General features: G+C 59.8%; 13 protein-coding genes and 1 pseudogene. 7 read left to right on the top strand and 7 right to left on the bottom strand.

Annotation, left to right across the window (positions count from 1 at the left end):
• Position 1: 1 nt before the first annotated feature.
• The 6 genes from J4E53_RS18785 (at position 2) to J4E53_RS18760 (ending at position 7638) form a co-directional block, all read left to right on the top strand.
• Positions 2 to 1285 (top strand): NAD(P)-dependent oxidoreductase, encoded by a 1284-nt coding sequence (locus J4E53_RS18785; protein ID WP_103308386.1) that lies wholly within the window; start codon positions 2 to 4, stop codon positions 1283 to 1285.
• Positions 1275 to 2861, top strand: a complete 1587-nt coding sequence (locus J4E53_RS18780) for an FAD-dependent oxidoreductase (protein WP_103308387.1) — start codon at positions 1275 to 1277, stop codon at positions 2859 to 2861. The genes J4E53_RS18785 and J4E53_RS18780 overlap by 11 nt, the downstream gene beginning before the upstream one ends.
• Positions 2858 to 3967: a non-hydrolyzing UDP-N-acetylglucosamine 2-epimerase gene (wecB, locus tag J4E53_RS18775; protein ID WP_103308388.1), complete on the top strand. Its 1110-nt coding sequence runs from the start codon at positions 2858 to 2860 to the stop codon at positions 3965 to 3967. The genes J4E53_RS18780 and wecB overlap by 4 nt, the downstream gene beginning before the upstream one ends.
• A complete protein-coding gene (locus J4E53_RS18770; RefSeq protein ID WP_103308389.1) occupies positions 3958 to 5064 on the top strand; it encodes a glycosyl transferase in 1107 nt (368 codons plus the stop codon). Before wecB ends, J4E53_RS18770 begins: the two co-directional genes overlap by 10 nt.
• 60 nt (positions 5065 to 5124) lie before the next feature.
• Positions 5125 to 5388 carry a hypothetical protein gene (locus tag J4E53_RS18765; protein WP_003203536.1) on the top strand — a complete coding sequence of 88 codons (264 nt, stop codon included), beginning with the start codon at positions 5125 to 5127 and terminating at the stop codon, positions 5386 to 5388.
• Positions 5389 to 5616: 228 nt separating this feature from the next.
• On the top strand, positions 5617 to 7638 hold the full coding sequence (locus J4E53_RS18760; RefSeq protein WP_103308390.1) for a DKNYY domain-containing protein: 2022 nt from the start codon (positions 5617 to 5619) through the stop codon (positions 7636 to 7638).
• On the opposite strand, the gene J4E53_RS18755 is transcribed toward J4E53_RS18760, so the two are convergent.
• Both J4E53_RS18755 and J4E53_RS18750 read right to left on the bottom strand, forming a co-directional pair.
• A complete protein-coding gene (locus J4E53_RS18755) occupies positions 7635 to 8675 on the bottom strand; it encodes a zinc-dependent alcohol dehydrogenase family protein (protein ID WP_103308391.1) in 1041 nt (346 codons plus the stop codon). The two genes, J4E53_RS18760 and J4E53_RS18755, sit on opposite strands and share 4 nt — an antisense overlap.
• A 118-nt stretch (positions 8676 to 8793) precedes the next feature.
• Entirely contained in the window at positions 8794 to 9033 is a 240-nt protein-coding gene (locus tag J4E53_RS18750) for a YceK/YidQ family lipoprotein (protein ID WP_103308392.1), read from the bottom strand.
• 157 nt (positions 9034 to 9190) lie between these two features.
• Between J4E53_RS18750 and J4E53_RS18745 the strand changes: the two genes are divergently transcribed.
• A complete protein-coding gene (locus J4E53_RS18745) occupies positions 9191 to 9604 on the top strand; it encodes a hypothetical protein (protein WP_146042607.1) in 414 nt (137 codons plus the stop codon).
• Between the two features lie 26 nt (positions 9605 to 9630).
• Here J4E53_RS18745 and J4E53_RS31140 read toward each other — a convergent pair.
• The 5 genes and pseudogenes from J4E53_RS31140 to J4E53_RS18720 all read right to left on the bottom strand — a co-directional run.
• Positions 9631 to 9741: pseudogene (locus J4E53_RS31140) on the bottom strand (alcohol dehydrogenase); the annotation flags it as partial.
• A 281-nt stretch (positions 9742 to 10022) separates the two neighbouring features.
• Positions 10023 to 11066: an AAA family ATPase gene (locus J4E53_RS18735; RefSeq protein WP_103308395.1), complete on the bottom strand. Its 1044-nt coding sequence runs from the start codon at positions 11064 to 11066 to the stop codon at positions 10023 to 10025.
• Positions 11067 to 11069: 3 nt separating this feature from the next.
• On the bottom strand, positions 11070 to 12113 hold the full coding sequence (locus J4E53_RS18730; RefSeq protein WP_103308396.1) for an aliphatic amidase: 1044 nt from the start codon (positions 12111 to 12113) through the stop codon (positions 11070 to 11072).
• 14 nt (positions 12114 to 12127) lie between these two features.
• The gene (locus J4E53_RS18725) at positions 12128 to 12475 is read right to left on the bottom strand and encodes a zinc ribbon domain-containing protein (RefSeq protein ID WP_082534334.1); all 348 of its coding nucleotides are present in this window, start codon (positions 12473 to 12475) and stop codon (positions 12128 to 12130) included.
• A gap of 36 nt (positions 12476 to 12511) precedes the next feature.
• On the bottom strand, positions 12512 to 13184 hold a 673-nt coding region (locus J4E53_RS18720; RefSeq protein WP_207268168.1), incomplete at its 5' end, for an acetamidase/formamidase family protein.

The raw sequence follows: 13184 nt of genomic DNA, 5'->3' as shown, positions 1-13184 counted from the left end.
GATGAAGCTATTGATCACCGGCGCGACAGGCTACATCGGACAACGGGTGTCCGCCCTCGCGGCAGCAAGGGGACATGAGGTCATTTACGCGACGCGCCAGCCGGGTCCGGCCTCCTCTGCCTGGCTGCCTTATGACCTGCGGGGCCAGGCCCCCGCGTGCCCGGCCGGCATTCAGGCGCTGATCCATTTGGCCGCCGACACCTCGACGGGTACCGACGCCGGCGCGGACGACGAAGTCAACGCGGCCCAAGCGCTGATCCAGTGCGCCCAACAAGGCTCGGCCAGGTTCATCTTCATCTCCAGTCAAACCGCCGAGGCCACGGCTCCGAGCATTTATGGCCGGACCAAGTGGCGTATCGAACAGCACGTGCTGGCCGCCGGAGGCACCGTAGTCCGTCCCGGTCAAGTCTACGGCGGCCCCGAACGTGGCCTCTTCGGCTTGTTGTCAGGGCTGGTTCGTCGAAGCCCGTTCATTCCGATCCTCATGCCCGCGCCTGGCGTGCAACCCATCCATGTCGACGACCTCGCGGCCTCGATACTGGCCGTTGCCGAGCGCGACGACCTGCATGCCGAGGTCCTCAACCTGGGCGCCGTGCGGCCGATTGCCTTTGGCCGTTTCCTGAAGTCGATCGCGACGCACCGGGTCCGTGCCACTCGCCTGCCAATCCCCCTGCCAGTGCCATTGCTCAGGTTACTGCGCCGGTCACTCGGACGATCCTTGAGCACGAAACTGGGCCTGGAGCGGATTTTCTCCCTCATTCACCTGCCGCCCATGGACAGCGAGCGTTCCCTGCAAAAACTCGGCATCCAACTGCGCCCCCTTGCCCACGGCATGCATCGCTCCGGCCATGGGCAACGTCGAGGCCTTCTCCAGGAAGCCACGGTGCTCTTGCACTACCTGCTCAAACGCCCGCCGCACAGCAGCCTGGTCAGTCGCTATGCCCGGGCAGTGGAGCGTGCGGGAAAAACCCGCGCCGTCATTCATTCGCCCTTGATGATGGGCTGGCCGATACTCCTGACGCTCCTGGACAACCCCGGCGTCCTGCGCAAGCCCGACGGCCAGGAACTGGCCTGGCGCCTGCAGGTTGCACTCGCTATAGCCGAAGCCAGTCCCCAGGGCGCCCAGGTGTTTCTCGGCGTCCAGCAGTCGCGCAGCCCTGTCGCCACGCTGGTTGCGTTGGGACTCTCCGCGGTCAAAGCGTTGGCGTGGCAGCTAGCGGCGCTGGCGTGCCGCTCCTTTGCCCGCCAGCTGTTGCTTGGAAGTGAAGCCCACCGTGAAACCTGAATTCGATGTGATCATTGTCGGCAGTGGCCCGGCCGGGACTTCGGCGGCCTATCCACTGGTCAAGGCGGGCCTGAAAGTCCTCATGGTCGATGCCCAGGCCAGTAGCGGCTCATCGGAGCCGCCAACCCGCCCATTCCTCAACGCCAGGAGCAACGACGCGCAGCAGTGGAAATGGATGATCGGCGAAAACTTCCACGCCTTGAACCAACCGGACGCGGTATCGCCCAAACTGAAGACACCGACCCATGCCCATGTCTTCGAAGGGTTCAGCGCCGGCAATCGCATCGAGACCGACAATTTTATCGGCATTGGTTCACTGGCAACCGGAGGCCTGTCCAATGCCTGGGGTTGCGGCGTGGCAACGCTGGGTGCCAGCGACTTTGCCGGGTTGCCCATCGACTATTCCGAGATGCAGGCGTCCTACGAAACGGTCGCCCGCCGGATCGGCATCAGCGGCCGGATCGACGACGATCTTTCAAGCTATTTCGGCCTCGATGAGTGGTCGCAACCGCCGCTGCCACTGGACGCCCTGCATCAACGCCTGCTCGATCACTACGCTCGGCGTCGTGGGGCGTTTCCCGACCTGGGGTTTCGCCTTGGCCGCTCCCGGGTCGCCGTCTTGAGCCAGCCCCTGGACGAACGCAAGGCCTGCGACCTGGCGGGAAACTGCTTGTGGGGCTGTCACAACCAGGCCTTGTACAGCGCATCGCAAGAGCTGCGAAAACTCAAGCAGTACCCGGGATTCCAGCACGTCCAGGACTTCCTGGTGGACGAGTTGCAGAAACAGGACGGTTCATGGACGATCATCGATCATCGCTCCGCCCGGCGCTGGCGCGGCACACGCCTGTTGCTGGCGGCGGGCACCCTGGCCTCGACCCGGCTCGCCCTCAAGGGCCTGAACCATTCGGCCCCGATACCGCTGCTGTCATCGCCGACGGCAGCCTTCCTGCTGTGGCTGCCGAAAATGCTCGGGACCCCAAGGGCGCCGGCATTTGGTCTGGGCCAGTTATCGTTTGCCCTGGCGCTGACACCCAGTGCCACGGCGTTCGGTTCGACATTCAGCACCACAGGTTTGCCCATGACCGAGTTTGTCAGCCGGATCCCCCTGAGCAAACGCTACAGCATCGAACTGCTGAAAAACCTGCTCAGCGCCTGCGTCGTCGGGAATCTCTTCCTGCCCGGGCACCTGTCTCACAACACGGTGGTCTTGCGCCCTGACGGTTCGTTGAGCATCAACGGCCACGAGCATCCGGAGCTCCCCGGGCTCATGAAGGCAGCCGAGGCAAAGCTGCGCCGGATCTATTGGAAAATGGGCGCGCTCTTGATGCCCATGAGCTTCACCGTCGGCAGGCCGGGGGCGGATATCCATTATGCCGGCACCCTGCCCATGCACTCGACGCCCAGGATCGGGCAGACTGATGGCCTTGGCGAAGTCGCGGGTCTTGGCGGCGTGCATATTGTCGACGGTGCCTGTCTGCCCAGTCTTACCGAGAAATCCCACACGCTGACCCTCATGGCCAACGCGGACCGGATAGCACGCTCACTTGCCATCACGATAGGAAATCAAAAGGCATGACCCGCAAGGTACTTTGCATCGTTGGTACGCGTCCGGAAGCCATCAAGATGGCCCCCGTGATCAAGGCACTCCAGGCCGAAAACAATATCGATTGCTGGGTACTCGCCACCGCCCAGCACCGAGGCCTACTGGATCAGGTGCTGGAGGGGTTTGCAATCACCGTCGACCTGGACCTGGACCTCATGCGCCCCAACCAGTCATTGACGGCACTGACCTCACGCTTGCTGCTTGAACTCGACGGCGTACTGCAAGCCGAGAAACCGGACGTCGTACTGGCTCAAGGCGACACGACCACGGTCATGTGCGCCGCACTGGCGTGTTTCTACCTGCGGATTCCCTTCGGTCATGTCGAGGCGGGCCTGCGTACCTGGGACCTGTGCAATCCGTTCCCCGAGGAAGCCAACCGGGTGATCGCCGGCAAACTGGCTCGCTGGCATTTCGCGCCCACCCCGCATGCCGTGGACAACTTGCTGCGCGAGGGTGTCGCCGCCAGCGATATCACCCTGACCGGCAATACCGTGATCGATGCCTTGCTGATGACCGCGGCACGGGACTCAACCTTGGCTATCCCACTGGACGCCAGTAAACGCCTGGTGCTGGTGACCTGCCATCGACGGGAAAACTTCGGCGAACCGTTCCAGAATATCTGCCAGGCCCTCAAGGACCTGGCCGAGCGCAACCCAGGCATTCAGATTCTCTACCCCGTCCATCCCAACCCAAACGTCAAGGATGTCGCCCATCGCTTGCTCGGCCAGACGCCGAACATCCTCCTCTGCACACCGCTGGATTACGCGCCGTTTATCGCGGCAATGAAGCGCTCTTACCTGATCATCAGTGACTCCGGGGGCGTGCAGGAAGAAGCCCCGGCCCTGGGCAAACCCGTGTTGGTATTGCGGGAAGAAACCGAACGCCCGGAGGCCGTCGAGCTCGGCGTGGTCAAGCTGGTGGGCACCAACCGGGACACCATCATCGAGCAGGCACAGCGTCTGCTCGATGACCCACAGGCTTACCAGGGCATGGCGCGTGGGGTTTCCCCCTATGGCGACGGCAAGGCCGCAGCGCGCATCGTCGACGCTCTAAGGCAGTACTTCCAGTCATGCGCATGATCTACCTGTCCCCGGTGCCATGGGCCAGCTTCAGCCAGCGCCCCCATCACTTCGTCAACTGGTATCACCAGCAGACTGGGGCGCCGGTCCTCTGGCTCGATCCCTACCCGACACGCTTACCGACGCTGACCGACTTCAGGCGCAAGCCGCCTGTTGCCGATCAGCAAAGCGTCAACGTTCCACCCTGGTTGCGGGTCTGCAAACCCCAGAGCCTACCCATCGAGCCCCTGCGAGGCTCGGCTATGCTGCTCAAGCGACTGTGGCGCAACCTGTTCAAAGAGGCCGTGGCATTTTCCGCCCAAGAGCCCTGCATGATCTGCGTGGGAAAACCTTCCGAGCTGGCCTTGCAACTGCTGGCGCTGATCCCGCAAAGCCCTGCCGTCTACGATGCGATGGACGATTTCCCGGCCTTTTATCAGGGCCTGTCACGCGGTTCCATGGAACGTCGCCAGGCGCAGCTCATTCGCCGGGTGGGCACCGTCCTGGCGTCCTCCAGCCCGCTTCGCGACAAACTCATGGGCATGACCGACCAGGTTGAACTGGCCCTCAATGCCTGTGACATGCAGGAACTGGCGCCCGTCCAGAGCCTGGACCTCGGTGCCAAACAACAGGTGCTGGGTTATGTCGGCACGCTGGGTCGTTGGTTCGACTGGGACCTGGTCATAGCACTGGCAAAGGCCAACCCCGGAAACCGGATCCAGCTGATCGGCCCCGTCTTCACAGCCGCGCCGTGCGTATTGCCTGCCAACATCGAGTTGCTCCCCGAGTGCTCCCACGCCAGTGCAATCGCGGCCATGGCAAGGTTTTCGGTGGGTTTGATCCCGTTCAAGCTCAATCGCCTGACCGCATCGGTGGACCCGATCAAATACTACGAATACCGTGCCCTCGGCCTGCCCGTCATCTCCACCCGCTTCGGTGAAATGGCCCTGCGCAGCCAGGAACCGGGCGTCTGGATCGTGGATGAAGACAGCGATTTGCGTAAAACCGCCGTCGAAGCACTCGCCAGCCCAAGCGACCGCTCGACGGTTCATCAATTTCGTCAGGCGCACCTCTGGGCTCAGCGTTTTTCTGCGATCAATCTCAAAAACCGCCAATAACGGCCGATACCCAGGATAAGACCCCGCCACTGGGGCGCAGGACAGAACGGTAGGTCAGTCATGACAGAGATTTATTTGCTGATAGCGCACGGCACGGACCAGGGCGAAGCTTACGTGCTGGGCTGGTTCGACGACCGGAGCAAAGCCCGGGAAGTGGCCGAGCAGAAAGAATGGGAAGCGTACCGCGCCAGCCTGAAGGAGAAACACCCATGGTCCAGCCACAAGCCGCTGGCACCGGACCAGACGGACTACCGCCGCTACTGGATCAAGACCATTTCCAAATTCGAACATGTGCCAGTGCCAAGGTCCTTTGCGGTCCATTGATCATCACGCATGAATATTCGACGAAACGAGCGCTATCGGTGGCGGTCTAGACGATTAAGCCCATCCGATGAGAGCGTTCTTATGTTGAAATTCCTTGGCGGTACCGTAGGTATCATTTTCCTGATTGGCCTGATCGTAGTGATTGCGCTGTTCAAGTTCATTTTTTGAGCGTGGCGGCGGGGATCTTTGACTTGGTGTTCCACCTACCTGGAGAGCAGATCGCAATAAATGACAATCACAGGGACGGATAAGGCTGACTGGGAACCGCTGAACCTTGAATGGCATCAAGGCTTCGCATTCTTGGACGGTGTGCTGCTGGGCGATGGGCAAGTGCCTGATGTGTACATCATGCTCAACCCTCAAGGCACACGACCCAGCGAGTTGGCACAATGTGCCAGCGCTGGGCACTATCCGCCCTCGCCCTTGCTGGCCGGTCAGCCGGTTTGGCGGCATCGACGCAACCCGTGGGTGTTGCGTGAAGCCCTGCGTGATTACTACCTGCTTCCGGCCTACCGGGAGCGCCACGGCTACCAGGCGCTGCAGCCCCTGCCGTTTCGGTTCGACAAAGGCCTGGAAAGCCTCGGTCACCAGTACTGGCGTGACGCAACTGGCGCCTATTGGTTCGGCGAGTACGCGATCACCCAAATCCACGAAGCGCGACCCGACAGGCTGGCCCTGTTGGCCTCGTCCCCGGCCTCGGTGACTTCAGCGTCCGCGCTGTTCTGCGACGGTGTGCATCTCTTTTTGCAGGGGCACATTATCGCCAGCGCCACGGCGCAGGTGCGGTATTGCAACCACCCGTCCTATCGAGTGATCGACGATCACGTCTATAGGGGCTTCCAGCCCCTGCACCAGAAGGACGGCACGCCACTGCCGGTCGCCAACCCGGACGACTTCCAGATGCTCGCCCAACGCTGGGGCACCGATGGGCAGTCGATCATCGTGCAAGCGCAGCAAGGCTCGAGCATTGCCTATGAATACTTCTACCGCATCGACAATGCCGACCTGGCGACCTTCACCGTGCTTAACGAACGCTACGCCAAGGACAAGCAACGCGCCTATTACCTGACCGGAAAAACCATTCGCTACGTGGGCGACTTCCACCTGCTCCAGTGCTGGCAGCCAGCGTTCGATGAAGGCGGCCGCGTGGTCAGCGCCATCGAATACGAGGATGAGTATTTTGCCGTGGACGACCAGTACATCTACGCCGCCGGGACCCGCCTGCGCGATGCCCATGGCCCGAGTTTTCGTCACTTGGGGTTCGATTACTACCGGGATCACCTACACGTCTACCAAGGCCGGAAACGCCTCGATGTCGACGTGGAGAGCTTCGTCGTGTCCCAGCCCTGTCGTAGTGACCAGGATTACTCACCCGTGCTGGCAGGTGACAAGCACGGCCCGCTGGGCTCTGGCGGCATCATCGATGCGGCCATGCAAGCGGCGTGGGCGCCTTACTTCGAAGCCCATCCGCAGTTGGAGGGTTATTGGTGGCACCGCTTGCAGGCACCACCTGAAGCCGCGCAAACATACACGGAAACGCTGCCGTTACAGGCCATCGGTCTCGGTTTTGAGCTGGGCGACCAGGTGTATTTCCATGGACGCGTGATCAACGGGCTGGACGCTGCGAGTTTCAAATTGCTGGACACGCATCTGTGCGGTGATGCCAACGGTTTGTATCTGATCCCATTCCATAACGCCGACACGGAAGTACCCGAACGTTTTTCCCCGGAATCGGCGGAACATTTTCGCTCACTGGGCTCACCCTACCTGACTGACGGCAAGACGGTGTTCTGCCACCGGATTTTTTACCATCCCCCGGAGCCGATTCGTAGGGCCCAAGCGGCTACGTTCGAATCCTGCGGCCATGGCTGGGCCAAGGATCAGGACACGGTGTATTACTACGGTGAGGCGAAAAAAAAGCTACCTCCCTCGGATACCCGCATGCTCGGCACCTATGCTGTCAGCCCTACGCTGATCCTCTCGGAAGGCAAGCCGCTGGACGTGGCGTTCGTTCCTGATGAAGTGCGCGTGCCCCACCCCGACTTCCTGCAACTGGGCACGCGCAAGTTGTTCTGTCATCGACGCCCGCTGAGCGCCAAGCGGATCGACCTGGCCACCCTCGAGTTCCTGAATAACCGCTACGCCCGTGACCAACATCGCCTCTATCACTACGACGGTTATGCAACCCTGACCGAAGTCGACGAAGCACAGTATCGGGAATCCCTCGGCCAGCCAGCGGCAAGCGTTTAGAACTGCGTCACAACCGTAACGCCTGCAGTGTCAAACCGGTCCATGTTCATGAGCGCATCAATCGATTGCTCAAGGCTGATGGTCTTACCCACCAGTTTTTCAGGCGCCAGCTTGCCGGACGTGATCATCTCCATCATCGCGCCGTAACGGTGAGCCTGCATGCCATGGCTGCCGCAAATCTCCAGCTCGTAGGCAATGACCTTACTCATTGGGATCGAGGGCGTGCTGTGGTCCGCCAGCATCAAACCGACCTGGACATGCCTTCCACGCCGTCTCAGATTATTGATGGAGTTGAAGCAGGTCGTAGGATGGCCCAGGGCATCCAGCGAAACGTGAGCGCCGCCCTTCGTAATCTCGAGTACCGCCTCGGTGACATCCGCCACCCGGCTTGCGTTGATTGTCGCGACGGCACCGAGCGACTGGGCAAGCTTGAGCTTATCGTCGCAGATGTCGATGGCGATGACGTTCGCTCCGATAGCGTGGGCGATCATCACGGCGGACAGCCCCACGCCACCACAGCCATGAACCGCCACCCACTGGCCCGCCGTGACCTTGCCTTGATCGACAACCGCACGGAACGAAGTGACGAACCGACAACCAAGGCTCGCCGCCGTGGCGAAGTCCATGTTTTCCGGCAACGCAACCAGGTTCAAATCCGCCTTGTGAATCCCCACATACTCGGCGAAAGAGCCCCAATGGGTGAAACCCGGCTGAAACTGGCTGTGGCACACCTGCTGGTTGCCGCTATTGCATTCCGGACACGCGCCGCAGCCGCCGACAAAAGGCACGGTGATACGATCGCCCACCTTCCATCGGGTGACATCCCGCCCCACCTCCGCCACGACTCCCGCCAATTCGTGACCGGGTACATGGGGGAGTTGAATGTCAGGGTCATGACCTTTCCAGCCATGCCAGTCGCTTCGGCATACGCCCGTACCCAGGACTTGAACAACCACACCGTGGCGCTCGGGGGTCGGGTCTTCGACTGTCATCAAACGTGGGGGTTGGGAAAAGGCTTCGTAAACTACGGCTTTCATGAGAATCCCTCTACTTTAGAAAAGCGCTCTGTCTGAATCCTGGCTCGCGGACCGACCTTGCCGCGAACCAACGCCAACAGTAACCACAAATCCCCCGACACGTAAGAATCCCTGTCACTTATAGGTTACAGCTGTACTGATATTCGAAGGGGAAGAATACGGTATCGACCACCAGTGAGAACGGTGCGTCGATAAGCAAGAAAGGGATCAGCTTTCCTTTGGACGTGCCCACCAGCCACCAGTCAAAACGCAGGCCAATATAGGGGCACCGATGCTTGTCGTAATCCATCCGCATCGCGGTGGCCATGCAGCCGCCTAAGCTGGCGACCAGAATCAGCAGAATCACTTTCCGTAGCACGTAATGTCCTTATTACTTCTTTGCGAAGAGCTGCATAGACGCTTTCGCTAAAAGCGAGTCACCCCTTCCAAGTCACCAACGTAGCCACCCCCAGCCTAGTTGGTGCGCTTACGCTCCATGCCGGGCGCGCAAAACGTGGACTTGAAGAAGATGCGCAATGTATAAGTCGTTTTTTTACAACCACGGAAGGGATCAACAAACGATGCACAAACAACTTTTAATGGCTGCAATGTCACTGACTTTTTACTGTACCTCTGCAGCAGCCCACTCCTATTCGGACCTCAACACCCCCGACAAATCGGGTTTCATGTGGGGGCAGGTCTATCAGCATACAAAAGCAGCGTGCGGCACCTTGCCCGAAGATCTCGAAGACGACTACGCGAAAGCAATCCGACTCCTTTCGCAGGCCAGTCCTGAGTTTGGCCCAACCTATCAAGATGGCCTGAAACCCAGCGCAAAGAAGGATCCTTTGAGGTCAGTCGAGGAACTGGAGGATTTATGCGTAAAAGGTCAGGTAGGCCTTAGAACCCAGGTGAAGCTCGCACGATACTGGTTTTCTGCAAAATGGTAGGCAGGCGGGCAGACCGTCGGCGTTGATTCAGAGCGCGGCACATGGGGCAACTGAATATCAGGATCATGACCTTTCCAGCCATGCCAGTTGCTTCGGCATACGCCCGTGCCAAGGACCTGAACAACCACGCCAGCTCTGCCATTCCCATCCAGACTCGCTCTGCCGTCGCGGCATCGCCTGCAACAGTGATAGAGAGTGCTGAGGCCCTCCCGGCTCGACCATCGGCAACTGTCAGCCTGGGCAACCCCGTGGCCGATGTCGAATCACAGACCTATTCCCGACTCGGGCAACTGCCCGGCCGCCAAAAGTTTGCACCGGCTGAATCCTCGACTGCTGAACTCGGCAACGGGACACTGAATGCTGGTCAGGATCGCCGGTAAGCGGGGTATCACGGCGGACCTCAATTCGGTGTCGTCTCCTACGACAATGGAACAACCCTGAGCCTGTTTGATTCGACCGTCGCAACCATCTGCATTGCCTGCGGATAAGCCAGCAAACACTCAGCGATGGCAGGCTCCAGCTCAACCCGCACTCGCCTTGTCAGGGCCCTAGCACCGAAGCGTGGGTCATGCTTTTGGCACAGCCAGTCGCTTGCCGCAGCGTCCAGGACCAGCGTACGGCGATGCTGACCGAGACGTTGGTTGAGTTTGTTCAGTTCGATCTGCAACAACGCTTCCAGCCATTGGGTTTCGATGCGTTGGAAAACCAGGATGCGATCAATACGATTTAGAAACTCCGGTTCGAACCACGCGTGCAACGCCAGCTCCAACATAGCCTGCTCACCTTGTGGGGCGATACCGAGCCAGCGCCGCCAACCGCGTGAAAAACGTTCCCTGTAGGTGGTCGCTTGCCGGGCTCCAATGTTGCTGGTCATGAAGATCAGGCTATTGCGAAAATCCAGTGTTCGGCTACCGCCCGCCAAGGTCAGTTGGCCGTTCTCAAGAATGCCCAGCAAACTGCGCACCACTTCCTTGCTGGCTTTTTCCAGCTCATCGAACAGCACGATGCCTGGGCGACTGTAGGTGCCTTGAATCAATTCGCTATTGAACAGACTGACGCCCTCTTTACTCCCCACATAACCAGGTGGCGCTCCGGTGAGCGCCGCCGAGTAATGCTCCTGGGCCAAGGTGTGCATGTCGATGCGACAAAAAGCATCGGCGCGACCGTGTATGGCCAGTGCCAGCAGACGTACTATTTCGGTCTTGCCGACACCGGTCGGCCCCATGAACAGGTTCACCGTCAACGGTCTCTCACGTTCACCAATATCGACCTTAACCACGTTTAGCAACGCCTCGACCGCGCTCATGGCGTGTTCTTGGCCGACAATTCGACTGCGCAACAACGCCATGACTTGGGCGGGATCGAAGGCGAAGCGTGAGGTCAACAACTCTGCTGCCGGTGATGCGCTGGTCAGGCTAAGCTGGGGGTGGTTTGGGTCGATGCGATCATTCACCAAAGGCATGGTTTAGCCTGCGTGTTTTTCTTTACCGTCGTGGGGAAGCTCTCCCACCGGGCAATGAGCCACGCCGACGGTGCTACGGGTCAGTTTTTCGACGTTTTCCCGGGCTTTCTGCGCATCCAGTACCCAGGTGCGGTAAAAGTCGAACGGGCAGTCAGCCACTCCCTTGTCGCCGTCCCCGGAGTGATAGACCCCGGTGTAACCGCGATGCAGCAGCTTGAACAAATGATTCTGTGATTGGTCGTTCGCTCGCGCATCGCGGATTTGCGAAACGGATAATTGTGCGTACTGAATACCCATTTCCTCTTCACCGCATTCGCCCAGGGTGCGACCGTCGAAGCCAATAATCGCCGAGTGACCAAAGTAGGAATAAACCCCATCGAAGCCGGCCGCATTGGCCACTGCCACATAGCAATTATTGGCCCAGGCCATGCTTTTGGACATCATCACCTGCTGCTCTTTGGCCGGGTACATATAGCCCTGGCAACGGACGATCAACTCCGCCCCTTTCATTGCACAGTCGCGCCAGATCTCCGGGTAGTTGCCGTCATCACAAATGATCAAGCTGATTTGCAGGCCCTTGGGACCCTCGCAGACATAGGTCCGATCACCCGGATACCAACCTTCTATGGGGCACCAGGGAATGCACTTGCGGTACTTCTGGACGATTTCGCCCTGGTTATTGATCAACACCAACGTGTTGTACGGGGCTTTGTGGGGATGTTCCTCATGCCGCTCACCGGTCAGTGAAAACACCCCCCACGTGTCAGCCGCACGGCACGCGGCGGAAAAGATCGCAGTTTCTTCGCCTGGAATACTGGCGGCAGTCGCCATCATCTCATCGTGGTCGTACATGATGCCCATGGTGCTGTATTCAGGAAACACCACCAGGTCCATGCCGGGGAGACCGCTTTTCATCCCCGTGATGATGTCGGCAATCTTGCGGGCGTTTTCAATGACCTCGGCTTTTGTATGCAGCCGCGGCATTTTGTAATTGACGACAGCGACACCCACGGTATCCGGGCAGCTGGAAATATCACCATGACGCATGAGATTTACCTCTGTTAATGACTGATCATCCAAGGTCTGGAGCCGGTTTTACGCTTGAGCCCCTGTGGATTTTCTTTGGTCGGGGCCAGCGGTTTGCTCGGTGCGCAACAACTGCACCCACTGGGATGACGACGGTTCTGCTGGTACTCGCCAAGCGTCTGCGGCGCGTGGGCACTTCGCTCGTTGGTCGCCATGGCCTGGCGTTGACTGCTCGACAACGTCGTCAGTGCCGGCGCAGACAACAGCAACCGCCCTCCCGGGCCCGCGCAAGACGGGCACTGGCACGACTCGTGCCGTTGGGCCATGGGCCGCAACATTGTGAAAGAACCACAGGTTTGACATTCGTACTCATAGGTCGGCATGGCGCTCTCCAGATATTGATCGAGCTCGGGCGTGTCTCACAGGTCCGGGGCAATCGGCAGATCGATACTGCCGTCGAGGTGTTTGATGGGACCGTTGGCGTTGGGGTTGATGTCGAACTCGAAGATTTCGGTGGGTAACCAGAGGGTCGCGCAGGCGTTGGGGATATCGACCACGCCGCTGATATGCCCTTGCACCGGCGCAGAACCCAACAGGGCATAGCCTTGGGCGGGGGAATAACCAAACTTGGTCAAGTAGTTGATCGCATTCAGGCAGGCCTGGCGATAGGCGATATTCACGTCCAGGTAGTGCTGTTTGCCGGCTTCATCCACCGAGATACCTTCGAAGATCAGGTAGTTCTGGTAGGTCGGGATGATCGGGCTGGGTTTGAACACCGGGTTCTTGATCCCGTACTTGGCCATGCCGCCCTTGATCAGCTCGACTTTCATATGAACCCAGCCGGCCATCTCGATAGCGCCGCAAAAGGTGATCTCGCCGTCCCCCTGACTGAAGTGCAGATCCCCCACCGACAACCCGGCGCCTTTGACGTAGACCGGGAAGAAAATCTTCGAGCCCCGGGACAAGTCCTTGATATCGCAGTTACCACCATGTTCACGCGGTGGCACGGTGCGCGCGCCCGTTGCCGCGGCATCATCCCGGGCCTGGCCCTTGAGCTTGCCCATGTGTGCGGTGGCAGCCAGCGGCGCGTTG

Source organism: Pseudomonas sp. FW305-28, from assembly GCF_017351395.1.
GTDB lineage: Bacteria > Pseudomonadota > Gammaproteobacteria > Pseudomonadales > Pseudomonadaceae > Aquipseudomonas > Aquipseudomonas fluorescens_AA.
Note: the sequence above shows the minus strand (reverse complement) of the source record. Positions and strands in the feature narration are given on the sequence as shown.

Excerpts from the sequence above, each read along its gene's own strand:
- J4E53_RS18730 (WP_103308396.1), bottom strand. The coding sequence starts at position 12,113 with ATGCGTCATGGTGATATTTCCAGCTGCCCGGATACCGTGGGTGTCGCT.
- J4E53_RS18770 (WP_103308389.1), top strand. The coding sequence starts at position 3,958 with ATGCGCATGATCTACCTGTCCCCGGTGCCATGGGCCAGCTTCAGCCAG.
- J4E53_RS18725 (WP_082534334.1), bottom strand. The coding sequence starts at position 12,475 with ATGCCGACCTATGAGTACGAATGTCAAACCTGTGGTTCTTTCACAATG.
- J4E53_RS18755 (WP_103308391.1), bottom strand. The coding sequence starts at position 8,675 with ATGAAAGCCGTAGTTTACGAAGCCTTTTCCCAACCCCCACGTTTGATG.
- J4E53_RS18785 (WP_103308386.1), top strand. The coding sequence starts at position 2 with ATGAAGCTATTGATCACCGGCGCGACAGGCTACATCGGACAACGGGTG.
- J4E53_RS18735 (WP_103308395.1), bottom strand. The coding sequence starts at position 11,066 with ATGCCTTTGGTGAATGATCGCATCGACCCAAACCACCCCCAGCTTAGC.
- J4E53_RS18760 (WP_103308390.1), top strand. The coding sequence starts at position 5,617 with ATGACAATCACAGGGACGGATAAGGCTGACTGGGAACCGCTGAACCTT.
- wecB (WP_103308388.1), top strand. The coding sequence starts at position 2,858 with ATGACCCGCAAGGTACTTTGCATCGTTGGTACGCGTCCGGAAGCCATC.
- J4E53_RS18745 (WP_146042607.1), top strand. The coding sequence starts at position 9,191 with ATGTATAAGTCGTTTTTTTACAACCACGGAAGGGATCAACAAACGATG.
- J4E53_RS18765 (WP_003203536.1), top strand. The coding sequence starts at position 5,125 with ATGACAGAGATTTATTTGCTGATAGCGCACGGCACGGACCAGGGCGAA.